Consider the following 24091-nt stretch of genomic DNA (forward strand, 5'->3'; position numbering starts at 1 on the left):
TGGTGGCCCCAAAAATACGGAATATTATGATTATGAGGCCATATGGAACCCTTCCAAATCGGATACCTCTATCTTGAATATGGGTTTGTTCTTAAAATTGAGCTGGTGCGGGCACTTTTCCTTGAAATCGTTCCATCTTTGGTAATCGGAGGGATCAATGGACGAAGTGATCATGTTGATGATGATGCGTTCTTGGATATCGAGATCGATCATTTCCTTCAAAAAATCCCAACCATCCATAATGGGCATGTTGATGTCCAGAAAAATTACCTCGGGAATACCCTGTTCGGATGTAATTCTGCTCTTTAGGGCATCATAGGCCTCCTTGCCATTTTGAAAAATTTGTATGTCATCACAAATTGCTACCGGTTTCAACATTTTTTTGATGCCAAATACCGTTATGGGATCATCGTCCACAATAAAAATACTACTTACTTTCTTCATTAAAATATACGTTGAAGGTAGTTCCCTTGTCCACTTCACTGTTCACTGTAATTCTTCCGCCCATGGCTTCAACTTGGTTTCGTACCAAATATAGTCCAAAACCTTTGGCGTCCCTGTTATTATGGAACGTTTTGTACATGCCAAATATTTTATCGCCATACCTTTCAAGGTCAATTCCAAGTCCATTGTCGGAAACAGAGAGTATTACTTTTCGGTCTAACTTTTTGGTAGTCAGTGTAATGACGGGTTTTCTGTTCGGATCCCGATATTTAACGGCGTTGGTCAACAGATTGAGGATAATACTGTCCAGATAGGCGGGCACACTTTTAACCACAAGTTTCTTGTCCACTTCATTATGGATCTGTACCTGGTTCTTATCAAGGAACGCAGCAAGGCTGTGCTGAACTTTTACAATGGTATCGTGAATATTGAGTTGTTCCTTCTTAAGGTTGATATTCGTGTTGATATCCACCACTTGGTTGAGGTTTTCCAAGGTTTCCAGCAAATTGTCGGAAGCTTGGGTCAACATGTTTTCAATATGTTCGCGTTCCTTTTCATTGTCCTCGGATTTCAAAAATTGGAGCAACATGGAAAAGTTGGCCGAGTGCGATCGCAGGTTGTGGGATACGATATGGGCAAAATTGATCAGCTTTTTGTTTTGGATGGACGTAAGGTTGATCAGATTGCGCAACTGATCTTCCTTCTTTTTGATGGCCGAGATATCCATGCTGATGCCGATCAGGCCACTCACTTTACCTTCAAGATCAAATAATGGGATTTTTGAGGTCAGGAAATTAGTGGTCTGCCCATTCTTTTTAATGCTTATGGTTTCCTTACCGAGAATAGGTTTAAGGGTCTTGATCACTTCAAGGTCCTCTTCCCGGGAAATTTTGGCCACCTCTTCGTCATAGAGGTCAAAGTCTGTTTTTCCTATAAGCTCCTTGGGACTTTTTTCCAAATACTCGCATTCGGATTTGTTCACCAGGATCTTTTTTGAATCAAGGTCTTTCACGAAGACATTCAACGGAAGGTTGTCTATCAAGGCCGTTAGCAATTGTTGGTTTTCCATGACTTTGGTCTCGGTCATGACCTGTTCGTGAATATCTTGGAAAGTACCAAAAATCTTCACGACCTTGCCATTTTTTTCGATGGCCTTTCCAGCGGATTGTACCCAGCGTTCCTCGCCTTTATGGGTAACGAGGATCAAGCGCTCGTTGAATGGGGTGCTTTCGTGAATCGCCTTATGGAAAATCATGGAAATCTTGTTCCTACTGTATCCGGGCTTGTAAAATTCAATGGCCTCGTTCACATTGGGTTGGTAAGACAGGGGGACTTGGTGTATTTTTCTGGTTTCGTCGCACCAGTATAGTTTTTCGGTTTGAACATCATATTCCCAGCAACCCACTTGGGCCACTTCGGATTTTGTTTTTAGGATGGCATTGATCCTTTCAATTTCAAGTTCTTTTTCAACTTCTCGTGAAATATCACGGGTCTGGACAATGGATCCAACAATATTTTCCTTTTCATCATACCAAGGGGTGAAGGTACTCTCAAGCCAACGACAATCATTTTCTTCGCCCAAATGGTGTCTAAAAGAGAAGGTCTTGTGGTTGGATAGGTTTTCCTTAAGGTCACTAACATTTTCCATTACTCTGAAAATGTCCGCCTCCATAAAATTCTTGGGTGGAAGACTAAAAAGGGTCAACCACGAATCGGATGCGTCTACCAAGGAACCATCCAAACCAACCAGAGCGGTGGCCTGGGGCAACTGTCTCAGTAAGTAATGCTGTTCTATTCTCTCAACTGCTTTCAAAGTACGGGGGGTTAGTACAATTAAGAAATTTCTGACCAATGTAAGTGTAATGCATCAGCATACTCATTTATTGTTGTGAAAGGCCCTAAAAATGTGGTTTCCTTGATATATATCAATATTGTACCCTTATTTTAAGGATAATATCACAAATGAAGGAAAAGTATGTAATGAAAAAATCAGAAATTGACCACAACAGTATCGGGAACCAAACCTGTATAGTCACCACCGTTGCGAATAACGTCCCGTACTATGGAAGAACTAATGTAGGATTTACCTGATGAGGTCAATAAAAATACGGTCTCTATTTCTGAAAGTTTACGGTTGGTATGGGCAATGGCCTTTTCAAACTCAAAATCTGCGGGGTTTCTCAATCCCCTCAAAATAAACTCTGCTCCGATCTCTTTGCAAAAATCCACGGTCATTCCCTTGTAGGTGACCACTTTTATTTTGGGTTCGTCCTTAAAGGCTTCTTCAATGAACTTTGTCCTTTCTTCGAGCGAAAACATGTACTTTTTATCGGCATTGATCCCAATGGCGATCACCAGTTCATCAAAAAGGGTAATGCCTCTTTTGATGATGTCGTAGTGACCTAGGGTAAGGGGGTCAAAGGAACCAGGGAACAATGCACGTCTCATAAGCTGGAAAAAAGTTTGTTTAAAAGTACGGTTTTCTATCGTAAGGCCTCTTCGATGGCACTATCAAAAAGCTCTTCCAAGCTTATGCCCGCTGTTCTGGCTTGTTGGGGCAAAAGACTTTCTTCCGTCAGTCCAGGTGTGGTGTTCACTTCCAAAAGGTGTGGCACATCACCAATGAAAATAAATTCGCTACGGGTGTAGCCCTTCAATCCCAAGGTTTTATAAATGAATTCGGCCAGTTTCCTCACATTTTGTTCCTGGGCCTCGTTGATTCTTGCGGGAGTAATTTCTTGGGACTTACCCTGATATTTGGCCTCAAAGTCAAAAAAGTCGTTCTCGGAAATGATCTCTGTTATGGGCAGTACGGTTACTTCTCCCTTGAAGGTGATCACGCCCACCGATACCTCGGTACCTTCCAAAAAAGATTCGATGATCACTTGATCATCCTCCTTAAAGGCAGACTCGATGGCTGCATGCAATTCTTCTTTTCGATATACTTTGGAAACCCCATAGCTGCTTCCGGCACGATTGGCCTTTACAAAACAGGGCAGCCCGACTTTCTCAACAATGGCGTCCCCATCAACCTGTTGGCCTTTGTTCAAATGATAGGATATGGCGCAAGGGACCGCGTAGGGTTTAAGCGTGCTCAAAAGATCCCTTTTATTGAAGGTAAGGGCAGATTCGTAATGATTGCAGGAGGTGTGGGGAATCCCCAAAAGCTCAAAATAGGCCTGCATAAGCCCATCTTCACCGGGTGTGCCATGGATAGCATTGAAAACACAATCAAAATGTATTTTTTGTCCATTGGGGCTGATGCTGAAATCGGCCCTGTCCACAGGAAATTCGTTATCATCCTTATCCAGATAAAACCATTTTTCTTTGGAAATGATCAAGCGGTACGCATGGTATTTGTCGGGATTCAGGTATTTGTGGACTACGTTCCCACTTTTCATGGAAATGCCGTACTCACTGGAGTAACCTCCCATGATGATGGCAATGTTCTTTTTCATCGGCTTTCAAAATATCGCAAAGCCAAAATAAAGAAAAAAGGGTTGGCTTTCCTATATTTGTCCCGATAAGGTTTACTGCATGAAAAATTTTTTGAACTTTTTGAAAAGCAAGACTTTTCTCATACAACTCGGTCTGGCCGTTGTGGCCGTTGTGGTCTTGGTGATTCTGACCATGCAATGGCTCAAGGGTACCACCAACCACGGTGAGTTTGTAGAGGTGCCGGATTTTTCCAAGATGTCGGTATCAGAAATGAGAAAAGCTGTGGAAGAGGCAGGACTGCGCTATCAAGTTTTGGATTCCTCCAACTATAACCCCGATTATCCACGATTCTCCATTTTGGACCAAAATCCTCCTGCGGGAAACAAGGTAAAGGCCAACCGTAAAATTTATTTTACGGTGAACCCATCCGGGTACAAGAAGGTGAGTGTGCCTGATATAATCCAAGTGACTCAACGTAATGCAACATCCATGCTCCGTGCCGTTGGTCTTGAGGTGGAACGTGTGACCTATATTGATGAACTTGGGAAGGACATGGTCTACAACATCAAGTTCAAGGGGAAATATATAAAGCCAGGCGACAAGTTGCCCAAGACTTCAAAAATTGAGCTGATCTGTGGCAATGGTACCATTCCGGGCAGTGCCAGGGTGAAGGCGGATTCCGAATAGCCATGGATATTTCGGATCAAAACGACCTCTCGCCGGACGATTTGTTTGAGCACCACCGATTTGTGGCGTCAAAAGGGCAGGAGCCTTTGCGGGTAGATAAATTCCTGATGAATTTTATTGAAAACGCTACGCGCAACAAAATCCAACAGGCTGCCAAGCAAGGCCATATTTGGGTGAACGGTGCCATTGTAAAACAAAACTACAAGGTAAAGGCAGGGGATGAGGTAAAGGTACTTTTTGAACACCCACCCTACGAATTTCTGCTGACCCCTGAGAATATTCCACTGGACATTGTTTACGAGGACGACACATTGTTGGTGGTGAACAAACCAGCGGGAATGGTGGTGCACCCCGGTCACGGGAATTATTCCGGTACACTCATTAATGCTTTGGTATACCATTTTGAGAATCTGCCCAACAACAGTTCCAATAGGCCTGGGTTGGTGCATCGAATCGATAAGGATACTTCCGGACTTTTGGTGATTGCCAAGACTGAGGCGGCCATGACCCATTTGGCCCAGCAATTTTTCGAAAAAAGCAGCGAAAGGGAATATGTTGCCTTGGTTTGGGGTAATGTGGAAGAGGACGAAGGTACCATTGAGGGTAACATTGGAAGACACCCAAAGAACCGATTGCAAATGACCGTTTATCCGGATGGAGAAGATGGAAAGGAAGCCATTACCCATTATAAGGTGTTGGAACGTTTGGGTTATGTAACCTTGGTTTCCTGCAAGTTGGAAACAGGAAGGACCCACCAGATTCGGGTGCACATGAAATACATTGGACATACCTTGTTCAACGATGAAAGGTACGGAGGCGACAAAATCTTGAAGGGGACCACATTTACCAAGTACAAACAATTTGTGGAAAACGCGTTTAAGGAATTGCCGAGACAGGCCCTGCACGCCAAGACCTTGGGCTTTGAGCATCCTGTTACGGGAGAGTTCATGCGTTTTAATTCCGAACTGCCTGAGGATATGGTCAACTGTATTGAAAAGTGGCGCAGTTATGCCAAACATCACGAGTCATAGTTTCCATCAATCCTGGAATCGAAAACACCATTGATCATCTTTTTCTTGATTTGAATTTCCTCTTTATTTTTGACCAAAATAGAACTGAATGAAAATTGTTATATCTCCGGCCAAGTCCCTCGATTTTGAATCGACTTTACCTACCTCAGAATATAGTCAGCCAAAATTTTTGGAAGAAGCGCAAAAACTGAATGCCGTTCTTAAAAAGAAAAAGCCAAAAGCATTGTCGCAACTTATGTCCATTTCTGATAACCTGGCACAATTGAACTGGGAACGTAACCAACAATTTTCATTGCCTTTTAGTCCCGAAAATGCGAGACCTGCCGTGTATGCCTTCAACGGGGATGTGTACCAAGGATTGGATGCCCATTCCATTCCAGTGGAAAAATTGCAGAAATTGCAGGATACCCTCCGTATTTTATCAGGTCTTTACGGTATATTGAAACCTTTGGACCTGATTCAACCCTACCGTTTGGAAATGGGAACCCAACTGAAGATAGGTCGCAAGAAGAACCTGCACGAATTCTGGAAAAAACAACTTACCGACCATTTGAACCAAGAACTGGAGGAAGGTGAACTTTTTGTAAACCTGGCCAGTAACGAATATTTTGGAGCCGTGGATGAAAAGAAACTTAAGGTGCCGGTTATCACGCCCATTTTCAAGGATTGGAAAAACGATCAATTGAAGATCATCAGTTTCTTCGCCAAAAAGGCCAGGGGGTCCATGGTACGTTATATTCTCGATACCGATGCCAAGACCTTGGAAGACATCAAAGGTTTTGATTATGACGGATATCTCTTCAGTCAGGAGCATACTTTGAGGGCCAATGAGCCGGTTTTCATTCGCTGATTCTTTGGCAAAGACCACCAGATTTATTATGTTTTAGTGTTCATTGAACCGTGTTATGATTGAAGGGCACCGGTCCTAAATTGTGATACGTTTAAATTTAATCCCAAGGTTTCACTTTAATCACGACCTTTGGGTGTACACTTATTTAAAACACAAACACCAAAAGATTCATGCAGCATTCCAGACGGTTAGAAGAATTTAAAAAGTCGGTAACCAACAAGTTCAACATATACAATAGTTTGTTTTTGAGCTTGCCCTATAAAAATGTGGAAAACGTGGGCATTTTGATTCCTCTTTTGCTCGACCAGTGCGAGAAGGGACTTAAAGCAGGCAAGGAGCCTCAAGAGATTTTGGAGGTATTCTTTTCCAACTTCGTGAACATTGAGGATGAAAGGGAACGCTTGGATTTTATGTTCAGAATCATCCAGTACGTGGAACGACAGGTAGTGCTCTATGATAGTGTGGAGGATGCCGCTTTCCCAAAACTGCAAAAATACAGTAACTCGTTGACCATCAAGGATTATTTTGAATTGGTGAACAGGACCAAGAACTGGGACAAGGTATCCAAAAAACTGTCCACGTTTAGTGCCCGTATTGTACTGACGGCGCATCCAACACAGTTTTATACCCCGGCCGTGTTGGACATTATTGCGGAGCTTCGATCGCTGATCGACCATGACCAGATCTATGATATTGATGTGACCTTGCAGCAATTGGGTCTTACCTCGTTGATCAATGCCAAAAAACCCACTCCCTTGGATGAGGCCAAAAACATCATCTATATTCTCAGGAATACCTATTATGATGCTGTGGGAGAGCTTTACCAATATGTGAAGAGCAATATCAAGGACGAGCACTTTGCCAATTATAACATTATCAAATTGGGCTTTTGGCCCGGAGGTGACCGAGATGGCAACCCATTCGTGACCGCCGATATCACAAGGCAAGTGGCCGATGAATTGCGTTTGACGTTGATGAAATGCTACTATAATGACCTAAAGGAGTTAAGGAAGAAGCTCACCTTTAAGGGGATGCAGGACGATTTGAACGAGTTGAGTGCAAAGCTCTACTTGGCCATGTTCGATGCCAAGGCCCCCATTTCATATGATGAGATCATTAACCATTTGGGTTCGGTAAGGGAAAAACTGATTTCGGACTACCATGAGCTATACTTGGATCTTTTGGATCAGTTTATTGATAAGGTCCATATCTTCAAGACCCACTTTGCCTCTTTGGACATCCGCCAAGATCACAGCAAACATAAATTGGCCGTGGAAACCATTCTGAAAAAACAAGGGGCCATCAAAGAAAGTCTGGAAGAACTCAAAGAAAAGGAATTGGTGCAGTGGTTATTGCAAAAAGAATTCAAACTGGATCCTGCGGACTACGATGAAGAAATCGTAAAGGATACCATTACCAATATCCAACAACTCAAAGCAATTCAGGAACGAAATGGGGAAGATGGATGCAACCGTTACATCATCAGCAATTCTGAAGATATCTTTTCGGTATTGTTTGTCTTTGGATTGTTCAGATGGTGCGGTTGGGACGAAAAGGAAATCACCTTCGATATCATTCCGCTTTTTGAGACCATGAAAGGAATGGAAGTTTCCGAAGAGGTAATGCAGACCTTGTTCGATATTCCTAAATATAGAAAACACCTCGAACGCCGAAACGAGACCCATACCATTATGCTCGGTTTTTCCGATGGAACCAAGGATGGTGGCTATCTTAAGGCAAACTGGTCTATCTTGAAGACCAAGGAAACGTTGAGCAAGGTGTGCAAAAAGAACGGTATAAAAGCGGTCTTTTTTGATGGCAGGGGAGGGCCACCAGCTAGGGGAGGAGGCAAGACCCATAGGTTTTATGCGGCCCAGACCAAGGATGTGGCCAACCATGAAATTCAACTGACCATTCAGGGACAGACCATTACCAGTACGTATGGGACCAAGGAGCAGTTCATCCACAATTCGGAGCAATTGCTCACCGCAGGTCTTAGCAACAATATTTATGGGAAAGAATTGGTAATGACATCGGCCCAACGAAAATTGATGGAGGAACTTTCGGACCTGAGCTATGATAAGTATGATGCCCTAAAACAACATGAAAAGTTCATCCCGTATCTGGAGCACCGAAGCACCTTAAAATATTATACGAAGGCCAATATTGGAAGTCGACCGGGGAAAAGGGGGAATAAGGCCAAGCTGACCCTTTCCGACCTTCGGGCCATCTCTTTTGTGGGATCTTGGAGCCAGTTGAAGCAGAATGTGCCGGGATATTTTGGATTGGGATCGGCCATCCAAAAACTGAAAGAGGAAGGCAGATTGAACGAGGTGAAAAAATTGTATCGGGAGGTTCCCTTTTTCAAAGCATTGATGCTCAATAGTATGATGTCTCTGGCCAAGACCAACTTTGATTTGACCAGTTATATGAAGGAGGATCCCGAGTACGGTGAGTTTTGGGGAATCCTTCATAATGAGTACGAGTTGTCCAAAAAAATGCTGTTACAAATTTCTGGACTGAAAATTTTGATGGAAGACGAAGAGGTTTCGAGGGAATCGGTGAAGATCAGGGAGAAAATTGTGCTGCCACTGTTGGTGATCCAACAGAATGCCTTGTACCACATCACCCAGAAGTCGGAATATTTGGATCTGTACGAAAAAATAGTGACACGATCCCTTTACGGAAACATCAACGCCAGTAGAAATTCTGCCTAGCGAAGAAAATCTTGGAATCCAAAGTTTTTCAGCACATACATCCCTATGAACCGTTTCTGTTCCCAGAAGCTACTAAACTCATCGTGGGGACTTTGCCACCGCCTCGTTTTACGACAGGGGAGTTGAAAAAAGAGGATGTTGATTTCTGTTATGGGAGCTGTAATGGTATGCTCTGGCCTATTTTGGACCGAATCTTTGGTCTAGGGTTAAAATATGAGACCACGGCCGAGGCCATATCGCAACGTGAACAATTTCTTTTGAAACACAGGATAGGGGTCTGTGATATCGTCCAAAGTGCAGAGCGTACTAAAATTGATGCTTCGGATTTGGGAATGCAGAATGCTGTGCTTCGTAATTTAATCGGTTATTTGCAGCAATATCAAAATATCGATACCCTCTTGTTCACTGGTGGTAATAGTAAAAATGGACCAGAATATTTCTTTCGGAAACAAGCGAAGGAACATGACATAAAATTGGATGTGGTATCCAATGAAGTACCCCGAATCCATCAATTTAAATTGCCTGCCACTTCAAGCCAAGTAGTTGGGTACAGAATGGTAAAAACAGTTTCCTTAACCGCTCCTTCCGGAGCCGCCAACCGTGCCGTTGGCAGTTTGCAGGCATATAAGGATTTGAAAGATATGAATCCAAACTTTAGCACTTTTGATTTTAGGGTGATACAGTATCGCGAATTTTTCAAATAACACTGTGTTTAGTAGCCTTAGCAAAGATTTAAAATTTGTTTAAGGCAATTTTAAGACGGTTGCTGCGTATATATAACAATCACAAAACCTAAAAATCAAGAAAATGAAATCAATCCATAAGATTATCGGAGTTATTTGTGTTGTAATGCTTTTGGCTTCCTGTTCAGCCAATTACCATGCAAATAAAAATGGCATTCCGCCAGGTCAGGCCAAAAAAATAACAGGGGACCAGAGCGCCAAAGCATATGCTCCCGGTCAGCAAAAGAATAAGAACCACAACGAGTAATTGTTTGCACAGAATACAAAAAGCCGCCATGAATTCATGGTGGCTTTTTCATTTGGGAAATTTTTGTTTTTACTCCATGGTTGAAGACAGTATACCATAGAATGCCTTGATTCCATAGGCCAACTGCCCAATCTTAACATTTTCGTTGGGGCTATGCTGGTTATTGTCTGGATTTACCACTGGAACTATAAAGGCCGGAATCTTCAATTCATTGATGAAAGGGGCAATGGGAACCGTTCCACCCATGGTTCTAATTTGGATGACATCTTTGTTAAAGGTATTTTTCAGTGTCTGTGTCAAAAACTGACCATAAGGGTTGTCCAAGTTGGTGCGGAACGCATCGGTAACGCTGCCTTCTTTTACAGTGACTATTTTATCGTATTGCATACGTTCTTCTTTGGAGGGTTCGTGGTCCAATACCTTAAAACCTTGTTTGGTAATATGGTCTTTGACCAATTTTTTTAATCGGTTTCCATCGGATTCAACTACCAAACGTAGGTCCAGTTCTGCCGTGGCACTTTCCGGTACAATGGTCCTGGCCTTGTCCCCAATCCAGGCAGAACCCAATCCCCTAATGTTCAAGGACGGATATTGTAACGCTTCCTGATAAAAACTGCCCACTTTTTCAGGGGTTTTGAATTGGAGTCTTTCGGCAATTTCGGCATCACTGTCCGGTACACTTTTCAAAATCCCCCTAGTCGCATCGTCAATGGTGATTCCATCATAATACCCTGGGATAAGAACTCTTCCTTCCGCATCTTTCATGCTGGCCAGCAATTGGGACAATTGAAAACCGGGGCTTGGCGCATAATTCCCATAATGACCACTGTGCTGGGGTTTAATGGGACCATATGTGGTCAAGGAAAGGGTTGTGATACCCCTACAACCATAAACCACGGTGGGCTCGCCCGAAGAATGCACCGGGCCATCCACGATCATCAAAAAATCCGCTTCCAACAACTCTCGATATTGTTTTACCGCTTTTGGTAAGGGTTTGCTGCTTTTTTCCTCTTCGCTGTCTAAAATGACTTTTACATTGAAAGGTATCTCCTTGCTATCTTTTTTTAGTAGATCGATGGTGTTCAACAGCATCACAATGGGAGATTTATCATCCGATGTGGAACGACCGAAAAGTCGCCAATCATAGTTGATGTCGTCATCCAGTTCATCAAACGAGACTGTTTTGAAACCATCACCTTCGGGAACCTTCAGAACCATTTGATAAGGATTGGGTTGATCCCATTTACTCGGATCTACGGATTGGCCATCCAAATGCATATAGATCAATAGCGTGGGTTTCTCATTGTTCATGGGCAAAGCCGCAAAGAACAAAGGCAGTCCATCTGTATCCAAAACAGCGGTGTTGAATCCGCGTTCCCCGAACTTTCGTTTCAACCACATGATATTTCTGTCAATATCATCAGGGTTCAAGGCATCGTTGGGGATGGCTATGAATTCCTGAAGTTCGTTGATAGCATCGGCCACTTGGGATTTTACAGCAACATCATCTTGGGCAAAAAGGGAAAATGAAAGTATAAGGGAAAGGAATGAAACGGTTTTTTTCATGGGACAAAATAGGGTTCATTTTAAAACCTGAAATTTAACGAATTTGACCCACAAAACCACCGATTCCGTCCACCCCATTTTGTGTTAAATGTTTGATGAAAGCCGAACCAATGATGGCTCCCTTCGTATGTGATGTTGCCTGCTGAAAGGTTTGTGCATTGCTGATCCCAAACCCAACAATTTGTGGATTTTTCAAATTCATGGCCGCAATGCGTTCAAAATAAGTGGATTGCTCCGGTCCGAAACCTTCCTTGGCCCCTGTGGTACTAGCCGAACTTACCATGTAGATGAATCCTTCCGAAGCATCATCAATGGCCCTGACCCGGGTATCACTGGTCTGTGGAGTGATTAAGAACACATTGATCAAACCGTGTTTTTTGAATAGGGTTTCGTACTCTTTTTGATACACATCAAGGGGCAGATCGGGAAGAATAAGCCCATCGATACCGATTTCTTCGCATTTTTGGCAGAATGCCTCTACTCCATATTGTAGCACCGGATTGAAATACCCCATCAAAATCAGCGGAATGGAAACCGTTTTTCGGATATCCTTCAATTGCTCGAAGAGCAGGGTTGTGGTCATCCCATTCTTTAAGGCAGCCGTGGAACTTGCTTGGATGGTGGGACCATCTGCCAAGGGGTCACTAAAGGGCAAACCGATTTCGATGAGGTCCACGCCGTTTTGTTCCAAATCTTGGATGATTTTAACCGTATCGTTCAAAGTGGGATAACCCGCGGTAAAATATATGGAGAGGATTTTTTTGTCCTCCTGCAGTTTTTGTTTGATTCTGTTCATATTAAAAATTCATTTTGTCATTCTTCATTAAGCTTGTCTTTATGGATTCCTGCTTTCGCAGGAATGACATTTTAGTTTTGATTTTTGTCATTCCACATTTGATGCAGAATCCACTTTCAACTCTATTTAAAGATCCCAGCTTTCGGGGAATGATATTTTAATCCTTTGCTTGTTTTGTCATTTCGCACTTGATGCGGAATCCATTTTCAGCATTTTGTGGATTCCTGCTTTCGCAGGAATGACAATCAAGTCTTTCAATTAATTTGTCATTCCGCACTTGATGCGGAATCCATCAGTCATTCCATTCAATTGATAAATCCGACCACTTTGGGTTTTCTTTTTCAATCAGTTCTATTTTCCACAGCCTTTTCCATTTTTTGAGCTGTTTTTCTCTCGAAATGGCATCATTCACATTATGGTACATTTCCAAATAGACCAAAACATCAAGACCATATTTTTTGGTAAATCCATCAATTAAACCTTGTTTATGCTCTAATATCCTTCGTTGAATATCGTTGGTGATACCTATGTACAAAGTCCCATTGGGTTTGTTGCTTAAAATGTAGACATAATATTGATGAAAGTTCTTGATCATTTTTTGGATTCCTGCTTTCGCAGGAATGACACCTACCTATAATTTAAAATAGTCAATATAATTCTGTAAATCTTTATCTCCGCGACCGGAAAGGTTCACTACCACTACATCATCTTCGGCAAACTTTCGTTCTTTAAAAATAGCCAGGGCATGAGAGGACTCGATGGCTGGAATGATACCTTCCAATTTACAGAGGTCCAGACCGGCTTTCATGGCCTCGTCATCGGTGATGGAAATGAATTCCCCACGACCTGAAGTGTACAAATGCGCATGCAAGGGTCCCACGCCTGGGTAATCCAAACCAGCAGAGATGGAGTAAGGTTCCGTGATCTGTCCGTCCGAGGTCTGCATCAACAAGGTTTTGCTCCCGTGGATAATACCCACCTTGCCCAACGCAGAAGTAGCGGCACTTTCCCCGGAATGAATGCCTTTTCCTGCGGCTTCCACAGCAATAATGCCTACTTCGGGAGTATCCAAGAAATGATAGAATGCCCCGGCAGCGTTGCTACCCCCGCCGACACAGGCCACCACAAAATCTGGGTTTTCACGACCTTCTTTTTCCAACAATTGGGATTTGATTTCTTCAGAAATGACCGATTGAAATCGGGCCACCATGTCCGGATAAGGGTGCGGACCTACGACCGAGCCGATAATGTAATGCGTATCCACAGGATTGTTGATCCAATCGCGGATGGCCTCGTTGGTAGCATCCTTCAGGGTTTTACTACCTGATGTGGCTGGTCTCACCTCGGCTCCCAACATTTTCATTCGGGCTACATTGGGTGCTTGGCGGGCTATGTCAATTTCGCCCATGTACACCACGCACTCAATACCCATCAAGGCGCAAACCGTTGCCGTGGCCACACCATGCTGCCCCGCACCAGTCTCGGCAATGATGCGGTGCTTGCCCAACCTTTTTGCCATCAAAATCTGTCCGATGGTATTGTTGACCTTGTGAGCGCCGGTATGGCAAAGGTCCTCCCGTTTCAGGTAAATTTTGGTGTTGTATTTTTTGGATAGGCGTTCTGCAAAATATAGGGGTGTGGGTCGGCCTACATAATCCTTCAACAATTGATGGAATTCTTCCTGAAAGGAAGGTTCCGCCATAATCCGAAGGTAATTCTGCCGAAGCTCCTCACAATTGGGATACAGCATTTCAGGGATGAAAGCTCCTCCAAATTCTCCGTAATAGCCTCGTTCATCAGCGTGATAGCTCATATCAAGTTACAATTATCAGTTATCAATGTACAGTTGCCATTTTTGGTTCCTGTTTAATCAGTTAAAAAATCGGAAAGCGATTTTTTGAACGCTTTCAATGATGGTATGTCTTTTAGTCCGGGTTCGATCTCGAATTTGCTGTTCACATCTATGGCGAGGCAATATCGTGATGCTGGACTATTCAAAAATTCCTTTAGTTTCTCCACGGAATCCAATCCAATTCCCCCACTTAAAAAGAAGGGTTTGGTGGATGGATAATGTTCCAAAACGGACCAATCGAAAGTATATCCGTTACCTCCGGGCAATTTTCCTTTAGTGTCGAAAAGGAAATAATTACAAACGGATTCATAATCTTTCAAGACTGAAAAATCAAAATTATCCTTGATGGAAAATACTTTGATGATTTGCAAATTTGTCAGGTCGAGCGGAGTCGAGACCTCATTTTCATCATCAACTTTCTGGTTTCTCGACTGCGCTCGAAAAGACAGAAAGTTGGATTTTAATTGGGAACAATATGCAACACTTTCCGTACCATGAAGTTGTACGGCATCCAATCCGTATTGGCTCACTTTTTCCAAGACCACTTCCAAAGGAGCATCCACAAATACGCCCACTTTTTTGATGGATTGCGGCAATTGCGGCATGTCTCCCTCAAAATAGCGTGAGGAAGGTTCCCAGAAAATAAAACCCATATAATCGGGGTGCAGTTGTGCCACCTCAATTGGGTTTTGGTTCATGCCACAAACTTTTAGTTTCATTTTTTGTTCTTGGTCATTTCGAACGAATGTGAGAAATCTAAATGGAGATTTCTCAATCGCTCCGCTCATTTCGAAATGACATTATTTTTTTAATTCATCAATAAATTCTTTGGCACTGGCACCAGGATCATCCGTCTTCATGAAATTCTCACCGATCAAAAATCCTTGGTACCCAAATTCCTTTAACTCCTGAATGGCCCCAATGGTACTGATGCCACTTTCGGACACTTTCACAAAGTCATCCGGAATCTGTTCCGATAGGGTCTTGCTGGTATCCAAACTCACCTCGAAGGTTTTCAGGTTTCTGTTGTTTACCCCCAACATATCCAGACTGGGCATGATGGATTTTTGGAGTTCCTCTTCGTTGTGGACTTCCAACAGAACATCCAAGCCCAAGCTTTTGGCCAATTCGGAAAGTACCTTGATTTCCTCACGAGTCAGAATGGCAGCTATCAACAAAATAACATCGGCTCCACAGGCTTTGGCCTCCACAATCTGATATTCATTTATGATGAATTCCTTTCTCAAAAGCGGAATGTTCACAGATGCCCTGGCCAAAACCAAGTCGTCCAATGAACCACCGAAATACTTTCCATCCGTTAAAACGGACATACCACAAACGCCAGCGTTAGCATAGCCCTTGGCCACATCCTGTACGTTCAGATTTTGGTTGATGACCGATTTGGACGGGGAACGTCTCTTGTGTTCGGCAATGATGCCCGTATTGCTTTTTCGCAGGACTGCCGCCAAGGAAACCGAGGTACGTTCCATCATCACCGAAGCTTCCAATTGGGGAAGGGTGATCAAGGATTTTTTCAAATCGATCTCTTTGCGTTTGTCGGCTACTATTTTGTCTAATATGTTCATGTATTCTTTATCATAATGAGATGCTGAAACGAGTTCAGCATGACGATTTTTTTTATTTTGTCATTCTAAACGAAGTGAAGAATCTAATAATTTCTCTCGACCACTCCTTCGACTTCGCTCAGGATGACAGCTCGAGATGACTCTAGTTTGTACTCAACTTCTGTAATTTCCTCAACGCCTCCAATCCTTTTCCACTCAAAAGGGATTCCTTGGCCTTTTCAAAACCTTCTTTTGGGGTGATGCCCTGCACAGTAGCGATAGCCACCCCGGCATTGGCACAGACCACATTGTTCTGGGCCTCAGTGCCCCTTCCTTGCAGCACATTCATAAAGATTTGGGCAGATTCGGAAATGTCATCACCACCGGTAATCTCTTCTTGGGTAACTTTTTCCACCCCAAAATCTGCCGGTGTCAACATGGCTTCGGAGTTGTTGGAAATAGTCTTGGTATCACCTGTCAACGAGATTTCATCATAACCGTCCAACGCATTCAAAATGGTAAATTTTTTATCGGTATTCTGATAGAGATATCCGTACATCCGTGCCAGTTCCAAATTGTATACCCCAACCATTTGGTTCTTTGGAAAGGCAGGATTGACCATCGGTCCCAACATATTGAAAAAGGTCTTTACGGCCAGTTCCCTTCGGATGGGGCCCACATTTTTCATGGCAGGGTGGAAGAGGGGTGCGTGCAACACACAAATACCTGCTTCTTCAATGGAACGCTTTAAAAAATCATGGTCGTTACTGAACTTGATGCCCAAAAATTCCATCACATTGCTGCTGCCACATTTGGAAGAAACTCCATAGTTGCCATGTTTGGTCACTGGAATTCCGGCTCCGGCCGTTACAAAGGAGGCCAAGGTGGAAATGTTGAAGGTGTCCTTGCCATCACCCCCGGTTCCACAAAGGTCAATGGGGTCGTAATCGGATAGGTCCACTGCCAAGCAAAGGTCCAAAAGGGCATCCCGGAAGCCTTCGAGCTCCTCAATGGTGACACTCCGCATCATGTACACGGTAAGGAATGCAGCTATTTGGGAAGTGTTATAATCGCCCTTGGCAATGTTGACCAATACCTGTTTGGCCTCTTCCTTGGGCAGTATTTCGTGATTGATCAGTTTGTTTAAAGTCTCTTTCATTTCAGTATTTTGTCATTCCTGCGAAAGCAGGAATCTATTATTGAATCATTTGGATTCCCACTTTCGTGGGAATGACATGAAGATTATTCATTCAACCAATTTTCAAGCATTTGTTTTCCTTCTGGGGTCAAGACAGATTCAGGGTGAAACTGTACTGCTGTGACATCATATTCCCTATGCCGAAGCGACATGATCTGCCCGTTTTCATCCACAGAAGTAATTTCAAGTACTTCCGGCACATTGGTATCCACCACCCAGGAATGATATCTTCCCACCTGAAGGTTTTTCGCCATCCCTTTGAAAATGGGGTCATCCTTTGTAACCGTGATAGTGGTTGCAACTCCATGATACACCTTGTCCAGGTTCACCAAAGTGCCACCAAAGACCTCGCCAATGGCCTGCAATCCCAAGCAGACACCAAAAATACGTTTGGTAGGGGCATAGGTTTTGATGATGTCCTTCAAAAGGCCTGCTTCATCCGGAATTCCCGGTCCGGGGGACAACACAATGTACTGGAAGGGTTCCACTTCATCCAAAGTAAGTTGGTCGTTCCGTTTTACTGTGACCTCACAATCCAAATCCTCAAGATAGTGCACCAAATTATAGGTGAAACTATCGTAATTGTCTATCATTAAAATCTTCCTTCCCATGGTTAGATCGTTTCGGCAATTTCAAGGGCTTTGTTCAAAGCACCCAGTTTATTATAGGTTTCCTGTAGTTCATCTTCGGCATTGGATGCGGCCACCAATCCGGCCCCTGCTTGGTAATGTAGTTCGTGGTTTTTGCTCAAGAAGGTTCGGATCATGATGGCGTGGTTAAAATTGCCTTCAAAATCCATGAATCCAATGGCACCACCATAATAGGAACGGCTGGTTTTCTCATATTTTTCAATGAGTTGCATGGCCATGTGCTTGGGAGCACCGCTTAAAGTACCTGCAGGGAAAGTATCGGCCACTACTTTCATGGTACTGATGTCCTTCTTTTTTTGCCCCGTTACTTTGGAAACCAAATGGATCACATGGGAGAAGTATTGTACCTCGCGGTAGGTTTCCACATTTACGGTGTTGCCATTTCGGCTGAGGTCGTTTCGGGCCAGATCCACCAACATCACATGTTCACTATTTTCCTTATCATCCTGAGCCAGTTTCTTGGCGAGTTCCGCATCCTTTTCATCATTCCCGGTACGTTTGTAGGTGCCGGCAATGGGATGGATCTCTGCCTTGCCTTCCTTCACGATCAGTTGCGCCTCGGGCGAGCTTCCAAAAATCTTGAAGTTGCCATAATCAAAATAGAATAGGTAAGGGGAGGGGTTGATGGAACGCAAAGCACGGTATACATTAAACTCGTCTCCCTTGAACTTTTGGGTGAACCTTCGGGAAAGTACCAATTGGAATACATCCCCACGTTGGCAATGCTTTTTGGCCAGCTCTACATGTTCTTTGTATTCCTCATCCTTTAAATTGGATTTTGGCTCTCCTTCCTTGTTAAAATTGTATGATGCAAAAGTGCGTACATTGAAAAGTTGCTCGATTTCGTCCACATTACTTTCCGAATCATAGCAGTGGGCGAACAGGTAGGCCTCGTTCTTAAAATGGTTGATGGCAATGATGTTCTGATACACGGCATAATAGATGTCCGGAATGCTGACGGAATTTTCCTTTTTTGAAATCTCCACATCCTCAAAATAACGGACGGCATCATACGCCATGTAACCAAAAAGACCATTGTAGATAAACTTGAAACCGTTTTGGGTCACCGAGAACTGTTTGGCAAAGTTGTGGATGACTTCGGTCACATCCGTTTCGGAATCAATCACGGTTTCCACCTTTTTACCATCGGGAAATTGTTGGGTGATGGTTTCATTCTCCACTTTGATATAGGCAATGGGGTTGCAGCAGATATACGAAAAGCTGTTGTCATTGGCGTGGTAATCGCTACTTTCCAGCAATATGCTGTTCGGGAACTTGTCCCTGATCTTAAGGTAGACACTTACCGGGGTGATGGTGTCCGCCAAGATTTTTTTGTAATGTGTTTTTAAAGAATATATCATTTTCATTTCTATTTCCACGGAGGTGGAAAGTTTTTTGGTTAATTAAAGAAATAGGTTAAATCTTCCCAATTTGGATTGAAATCATTTATTAGGTTGATTTTCCAATCTCTATTCCATTTTTTTAATTGTTTTTCTCTTCTGATTGCAGGCATTGGAAATTTAAATTTTTCATAGTAGACCAATATTTTTAGATTATATCTACTTGCAAATTTGCTTCCAACACCATGCTTATGCCTATACATTCTCTTTTTCAAATCGTTGGTATAGCCTATATAAATGGTTCCCATTTGTTTGTTCGATATGATATGGACATAAAAACTCATTTTCAATTTTTAAGATTTCCGCCTTCGCGGAAACAAGAACAAAAGTTCTTAAAAAGAAAAAGGCCTGTCGTGATGACAAGCCTCTTGTATGGTTATAATGGGGACTTAGCTCACGACGTTTGACGTAAGTTTATCCACCACCAGTTATTTGCTACTCTGTTATTCATTGCCTCAAATATAGGGAGGAATTTTTAACGGACAAACATTGTTTTGTTTAAAATTAAAAATCCCGTTCAAGATTATCTCGAACGGGATTTTCACACACTAAACATGGGCTGACTACATCTGCAGGTCAACTACCAAATCAAATTCGTCATAGATCAATTTATCCTTGGCGGTACCAATGATCCCGGAACCATATTTTACATTGTATTTGGTTCTGTCCACTTTTACAGAAGCAGTTGCTTTGTCTCCATAGACAGAAACATCAAAAGTTACGGGTTCAGTGATACCTTTAATGGTAAGGTCACCGGTTACGGAATAGGAATTTTTGCCAGTAGCTTTTACTTTAGTAAAAACCAATTTAGCGGTAGGATGGTTGTCGGTGCCAAAAAAGTCATCAGACTTCAAGTGACCGTCCAATTTTCCTTTGTAGTCACCTTCCAAATCGGTAGTGTTGATGCTGGTCATATCAACTACAAATTCACCACCTACTAATTTTTCTCCATCAAACTGAAGGGCACCTGATTTAAGTGCAATGGTTCCAGTGTGGGAACCACCCACTTTGTATCCTTTCCAGGTAACATTGCTTTCAGAAGTTTTTACTTCCTTGGTTTCTTTTTTGATCGGGTTGGCAACGGCGGCTGCTCCAAACAGGGTGATCAATGCTAGGCTTAAAATGGTCTTTTTCATACTGTTGTTTATAATCTGTTTTTAAAGGTTAAAATTTATATATGGGTAAATAATGCTTCTTTGGATTTTCTCACTTTTGGTAAATGTTGGGTCTGATCTTCTTCCGATCTATATCCAATAGTAAGTACAACCGCGGCATTCAAGTTTTTTTCCGTCAGCCCTAAAATTTCATTGTACTGGTCCGATTCAAATCCTTCCATGGGGCAGGTGTCTATTTTCAGTTCGGCCGCGGCCTGCATCAAATTGCCAAAGGCAATGTAGGCTTGTTTAGCGGTCCAGGTATCCTTACTCTCACTGGGAAGCGATACCAATTTAGACTTCATGAAATCCGCGTATCCCTTAAGGTTTTCAATAGGAATGTTCCTGGTTGTGCTGGTGTTTTCGATGAAATTATCCACCAATTCCTCGCCAAAATCGGTTGTGTTGGCAAAAACAATGACATGGGATGCATCGGTGATCTGTGACTGGTTCCAAGAAGCAGGTTTAAGCTTTTCCTTGGTTTCTTGATCGGAAATCACAAAAATGTGATAGGGTTGCAGTCCATAGGAAGAGGCGCTCAAACGGGTAGCTTCCAGCAAGGTTTCCAAATCTTGGTCCGATACTTTTTTGGAAGGATCGAACTTTTTGGTGGCATAGCGCCAAGTTCTATGTTCTAAAATGATGTTCATGTTATTTAAAATTTATCCAATAGGGTGTTTAATTGTTCTAGTTCTTCTTTGGTAAAATGTTGTACTATGTTGCTTTCGGCCTCGGCAACGGCTTTGTCCATTTGGGATAATACCCCTGAGCCTTCATCGGTAATCAGAATCTCAACTTTGCGTCTATTTGATGGACAAACATTCCTAATTACATAACCTTTGGTCAAAAGTTTGTCCACCAAACGGGTGGTATTGCTCATTTTGGTGACCATGCGATCGTTCAGGGTCGAAAGGTTCGCAGGTTTACCCTGCTGTCCCCTGAGAATCCGGAGGACATTGAACTGTTGAAGGGAAACATCAAATGGTTTTAGGGCATTGCTCGTCAGCTCATTGAGCTTGTTGTGCACCAAAGTAAGATGAATCAATGTCCTGGTTTCCAATGGCATTTTCTTTGACGTCTTTATAATTTCCTCAACATTCATGTACAAACAATATTTGTATATACAAATGTATGTTGATCTTTTGGTTTATTCCTTACTTTTAACAGATAAAATTTTGTTAAAAGGAACTGGGGGGATGGTTCATTATCTAATTTTATTGATGTAAATAACAGTAAATGAATAGGTTATTGATTTTATTTTTTATGGGTTTCCTCGTAATGGGGTGTGGTGACGGTAAAAAGCAGAAGGATGGAGCCGATTCTCAGGAAGTGGCGTTGGAATCGGAGAATGCGGACAATGTGCCATTTCCTATATATGATTTTGACCGATTGGAACCTTTGCTTCACAAGGATGATGACCAAACCTATATCATAAATTTTTGGGCCACTTGGTGCAAACCTTGTTTGGAAGAACTGCCCTATTTTGAAAAGGTAGGTGCCGAGCAAAAGGATAATAAGGTAAAAGTGATACTCGTAAGTCTTGATATGCCGCATATGTGGAAGTCAAGATTGGAACCTTATGTGAAAAACAAGGGTATAGAATCAGAAGTCGTAATATTGGACGATCCCAAGCAAAATGAGTGGATTCCCAAAGTGAACGAAGAGTGGGGTGGGGGTATTCCCGCTACCTTAATTTATAATAAGGGCAAACGCAGTTTTTTTGAACACGGGTTCACCTATGAAGAATTGAACGCTGCCTTGAAAGATTTTGTTCAAAAAACAGACTCTAAGTTGTAATGGGTTTTGTTTATGGCCTCTAAGTAAGAGGTTGTTTAAAATAATGTCAGTGTAAATCCAGAGTAACACTCCGGATTTTTATTTTTGCAGAATATAAAACAGTAAAATGGCAAATTTATCACAAGAGGAATGGGCGGAACAATTGGAAAATGATGACAACGCCTTCATTTTGGATGTGCGCACAGCATTGGAAATGGAAGAAGGTTATATTCCAGGTGCCGTGAACATCGATATTTATTTGGGACAGGAATTTTTGATGGAACTTGAAAAGTTGGACAAGTCCAAAAACTATTATGTGTATTGCCGGTCGGGCAACCGCAGCGGACAGGCCTGTGCCATCATGAACAGTATAGGAATTGAAAATGCATATAACTTGGAAGGTGGCTTTATGAACTGGGACGGCGATAGAGTAGAGTAGGCCCCACATTACCCCAAATCGATGCGAGAGGACCTACTTCATTTTATTTGGAGGCATAATAAGCTTCCAACTAACCAGCTATGTACCACGGATGATGAACCGGTTTTGGTTAAATCCGTAGGAATACAGAACCGTCACGCCGGACCGGATTTTTTCAATGCCAGCGTTACCATCGATGGGCAGTTATGGGCCGGTAATGTGGAAATGCACCTTAAATCTTCGGATTGGTATGTGCACCACCATGAAAACGATAGCAATTATGACAACGTCATCCTCCATGTAGTTTGGGAAGATGACGTTGTAGTTTTTAGGAAGGATGGCTCCAAGATTCCTACCCTTGAAATGCGAAATTTTATTCCTTCAGAGTTGCTTTTGAAATATAAGGCGCTCATGGAGAATTCCCGATCGGGCTTTAGCAACTGTGAAAAGGATTTTGGGGAGATGGATTCTTTTTTGCTTGAAAGTTGGATGCATCGATTGTACATCGAACGCTTGGAGCATAAATCCGAGCTCATTTTCGACCTGCTCAACAAAACCAAAAACGACTGGGAAGCGGTGCTCTTCATCTTGTTGGCCAAGAATTTTGGCTCCAAGGTAAACGGTCCGTTCTTTTTGGATCGGGCTTTGGAGTTGGATTTTGCCTTCATCCGGAAAACGTGCCATGATGCCCATCAATTGGAAAGTTTGTTGTTTGGTCACTTTGGTCTTCTGAACGAGCCGGATTGTACCGATGCCCATTATCTTCAGCTCCAAAAGGAATACGGATACCTCGCCAATAAATTTGGACTGTCCAAAACGATGGCCAAACCGGAATTCTTTGGGTTAAGGCCAGCGAATTTTCCGACCATAAGAATATCACAATTGGCCCATCTCTATAAAGGTCACCCCCAATTGTTCTCCATTTTAATGGGCCCTTCTGGGTTGAAAGAGGTTTATGATGTTTTCCAGACGGGTACCAGCCCATATTGGGACAACCATTTTACCTTCGGTAAAGTTTCCAGGAAAAGCAGCAAGAGACTTTCCAAAAAATTTATAGATCTACTGGTGGTGAACACTTTGGTCCCACTGAAGTTTTGCCATGCAAGGCACATGGGTCATGAGGTGGATGAAACATTGATCTCCCTTCTATCTGAGGTGAAAAAAGAGGAAAATTCTATCATTGCACACTTTGATAGGTTGGGTCCCAAAACCAAGAATGCTTTTGAGAGCCAGGCCAAATTGGAACTGTACAACAACTATTGCTCAAAAAATAAATGCCTTCAATGTGTGGTGGGCACACATTTATTGAATAGAAATACATAATTTTAACTATGTCTTTATTCTATAACACCCTTTATTACTTTCAAAAGAGGGGCTTTGAGGTTTGTAGGCGTATTGCCGAACGATTGGGAATCCGTGCCCGGGTGGTGCGTACCAGTTTTATTTACCTGACGTTTGTGACCTTGGGCTTTGGATTTGCCCTATACCTCTTCATGGCCTTTTGGCTTAGGATAAAAGATTTGATCTATACCAAGAGAACTTCCGTATTTGACCTTTGA

General features: G+C 42.7%; 27 protein-coding genes. 10 read left to right on the forward strand and 17 right to left on the reverse strand.

The genetic code is table 11. From position 1 onward, the window contains the following. Positions 1-30: 30 nt before the first annotated feature. The 4 genes from D2U88_RS18390 to D2U88_RS18405 form a co-directional block, all read right to left on the reverse strand. Positions 31-444 (reverse strand): response regulator, encoded by a 414-nt coding sequence (locus tag D2U88_RS18390; protein WP_119642010.1) that lies wholly within the window; start codon positions 442-444, stop codon positions 31-33. Further along, entirely contained in the window at positions 428-2257 is a 1830-nt protein-coding gene (locus D2U88_RS18395) for a PAS domain-containing protein (RefSeq protein ID WP_119642011.1), read from the reverse strand. Before D2U88_RS18395 ends, D2U88_RS18390 begins: the two co-directional genes overlap by 17 nt. Positions 2258-2433: 176 nt before the next feature. Beyond that, positions 2434-2892 carry a pantetheine-phosphate adenylyltransferase gene (gene coaD, locus D2U88_RS18400; RefSeq protein WP_119642012.1) on the reverse strand — a complete coding sequence of 153 codons (459 nt, stop codon included), beginning with the start codon at positions 2890-2892 and terminating at the stop codon, positions 2434-2436. 35 nt (positions 2893-2927) lie between these two features. Continuing rightward, entirely contained in the window at positions 2928-3902 is a 975-nt protein-coding gene (locus D2U88_RS18405) for a D-alanine--D-alanine ligase (protein ID WP_119642013.1), read from the reverse strand. A 79-nt stretch (positions 3903-3981) separates the two neighbouring features. On the opposite strand from D2U88_RS18405, the gene D2U88_RS18410 reads away from it, so the two are divergent. From D2U88_RS18410 to D2U88_RS18440, 6 genes are all read left to right on the forward strand, one after another. Next, positions 3982-4569, forward strand: coding sequence for a PASTA domain-containing protein (locus tag D2U88_RS18410; protein ID WP_119642014.1), 588 nt, complete (start codon positions 3982-3984; stop codon positions 4567-4569). Between the two features lie 2 nt (positions 4570-4571). Continuing rightward, positions 4572-5600, forward strand: coding sequence for an RluA family pseudouridine synthase (locus D2U88_RS18415; protein ID WP_119642015.1), 1029 nt, complete (start codon positions 4572-4574; stop codon positions 5598-5600). A gap of 88 nt (positions 5601-5688) precedes the next feature. Beyond that, positions 5689-6450 (forward strand): peroxide stress protein YaaA, encoded by a 762-nt coding sequence (gene yaaA / locus D2U88_RS18420; protein WP_119642016.1) that lies wholly within the window; start codon positions 5689-5691, stop codon positions 6448-6450. A gap of 170 nt (positions 6451-6620) precedes the next feature. Then, on the forward strand, positions 6621-9167 hold the full coding sequence (locus tag D2U88_RS18425) for a phosphoenolpyruvate carboxylase (protein WP_119642017.1): 2547 nt from the start codon (positions 6621-6623) through the stop codon (positions 9165-9167). Between the two features lie 11 nt (positions 9168-9178). Then, positions 9179-9871 carry a uracil-DNA glycosylase family protein gene (locus D2U88_RS18430; RefSeq protein ID WP_119642018.1) on the forward strand — a complete coding sequence of 231 codons (693 nt, stop codon included), beginning with the start codon at positions 9179-9181 and terminating at the stop codon, positions 9869-9871. 103 nt (positions 9872-9974) lie between these two features. Then, positions 9975-10157: a quinol oxidase subunit 4 gene (locus tag D2U88_RS18440; protein WP_119642020.1), complete on the forward strand. Its 183-nt coding sequence runs from the start codon at positions 9975-9977 to the stop codon at positions 10155-10157. Positions 10158-10226: 69 nt separating this feature from the next. Here the strand turns inward: D2U88_RS18440 and D2U88_RS18445 are convergent, their stop codons facing one another. From D2U88_RS18445 to D2U88_RS18505, 13 genes are all read right to left on the reverse strand, one after another. Then, entirely contained in the window at positions 10227-11723 is a 1497-nt protein-coding gene (locus tag D2U88_RS18445) for a M20/M25/M40 family metallo-hydrolase (protein ID WP_119642021.1), read from the reverse strand. Between the two features lie 34 nt (positions 11724-11757). Next, positions 11758-12519, reverse strand: coding sequence for a tryptophan synthase subunit alpha (gene trpA / locus D2U88_RS18450; RefSeq protein WP_119642022.1), 762 nt, complete (start codon positions 12517-12519; stop codon positions 11758-11760). A 292-nt stretch (positions 12520-12811) separates the two neighbouring features. Then, on the reverse strand, positions 12812-13114 hold the full coding sequence (locus D2U88_RS18455) for a GIY-YIG nuclease family protein (RefSeq protein ID WP_119642023.1): 303 nt from the start codon (positions 13112-13114) through the stop codon (positions 12812-12814). 36 nt (positions 13115-13150) lie between these two features. Further along, a complete protein-coding gene (gene trpB / locus D2U88_RS18460) occupies positions 13151-14332 on the reverse strand; it encodes a tryptophan synthase subunit beta (RefSeq protein WP_119642024.1) in 1182 nt (393 codons plus the stop codon). Positions 14333-14385: 53 nt separating this feature from the next. After that, positions 14386-15090 carry a phosphoribosylanthranilate isomerase gene (locus D2U88_RS18465; protein WP_119642254.1) on the reverse strand — a complete coding sequence of 235 codons (705 nt, stop codon included), beginning with the start codon at positions 15088-15090 and terminating at the stop codon, positions 14386-14388. An 81-nt stretch (positions 15091-15171) separates the two neighbouring features. After that, a complete protein-coding gene (trpC, locus tag D2U88_RS18470) occupies positions 15172-15957 on the reverse strand; it encodes an indole-3-glycerol phosphate synthase TrpC (RefSeq protein ID WP_119642025.1) in 786 nt (261 codons plus the stop codon). Between the two features lie 142 nt (positions 15958-16099). Further along, a complete protein-coding gene (gene trpD / locus D2U88_RS18475; protein WP_119642026.1) occupies positions 16100-17095 on the reverse strand; it encodes an anthranilate phosphoribosyltransferase in 996 nt (331 codons plus the stop codon). Between the two features lie 83 nt (positions 17096-17178). Beyond that, entirely contained in the window at positions 17179-17745 is a 567-nt protein-coding gene (locus D2U88_RS18480) for an anthranilate synthase component II (protein ID WP_119642027.1), read from the reverse strand. 2 nt (positions 17746-17747) lie between these two features. Next, positions 17748-19145 (reverse strand): anthranilate synthase component I family protein, encoded by a 1398-nt coding sequence (locus D2U88_RS18485; protein WP_119642256.1) that lies wholly within the window; start codon positions 19143-19145, stop codon positions 17748-17750. A 38-nt stretch (positions 19146-19183) separates the two neighbouring features. Beyond that, positions 19184-19468 (reverse strand): GIY-YIG nuclease family protein, encoded by a 285-nt coding sequence (locus D2U88_RS18490; RefSeq protein ID WP_119642258.1) that lies wholly within the window; start codon positions 19466-19468, stop codon positions 19184-19186. A 279-nt stretch (positions 19469-19747) separates the two neighbouring features. Further along, positions 19748-20320 (reverse strand): YceI family protein, encoded by a 573-nt coding sequence (locus D2U88_RS18495; RefSeq protein WP_119642028.1) that lies wholly within the window; start codon positions 20318-20320, stop codon positions 19748-19750. 35 nt (positions 20321-20355) lie between these two features. Next, positions 20356-20988, reverse strand: a complete 633-nt coding sequence (locus D2U88_RS18500) for an NAD(P)H-dependent oxidoreductase (RefSeq protein WP_119642029.1) — start codon at positions 20986-20988, stop codon at positions 20356-20358. Between the two features lie 5 nt (positions 20989-20993). After that, positions 20994-21440: a MarR family winged helix-turn-helix transcriptional regulator gene (locus D2U88_RS18505; RefSeq protein ID WP_119642030.1), complete on the reverse strand. Its 447-nt coding sequence runs from the start codon at positions 21438-21440 to the stop codon at positions 20994-20996. A gap of 161 nt (positions 21441-21601) precedes the next feature. Here D2U88_RS18505 and D2U88_RS18510 point away from each other — a divergent pair, with 161 nt between their 5' ends. From D2U88_RS18510 to D2U88_RS18525, 4 genes are all read left to right on the forward strand, one after another. Then, positions 21602-22135, forward strand: a complete 534-nt coding sequence (locus D2U88_RS18510) for a TlpA family protein disulfide reductase (RefSeq protein WP_235855829.1) — start codon at positions 21602-21604, stop codon at positions 22133-22135. A 106-nt stretch (positions 22136-22241) separates the two neighbouring features. Then, complete coding sequence (locus D2U88_RS18515) at positions 22242-22553, forward strand: rhodanese-like domain-containing protein (RefSeq protein WP_119642032.1); 312 nt, start codon at positions 22242-22244, stop codon at positions 22551-22553. A gap of 21 nt (positions 22554-22574) precedes the next feature. Beyond that, positions 22575-23855: a DUF2851 family protein gene (locus D2U88_RS18520; protein WP_119642033.1), complete on the forward strand. Its 1281-nt coding sequence runs from the start codon at positions 22575-22577 to the stop codon at positions 23853-23855. A gap of 8 nt (positions 23856-23863) precedes the next feature. Next, positions 23864-24091: a PspC domain-containing protein gene (locus tag D2U88_RS18525; protein ID WP_119642034.1), complete on the forward strand. Its 228-nt coding sequence runs from the start codon at positions 23864-23866 to the stop codon at positions 24089-24091.

Origin of the sequence: Flagellimonas aequoris (assembly GCF_003584165.1) — a bacterium.
Lineage (GTDB): Bacteria > Bacteroidota > Bacteroidia > Flavobacteriales > Flavobacteriaceae > Flagellimonas > Flagellimonas aequoris.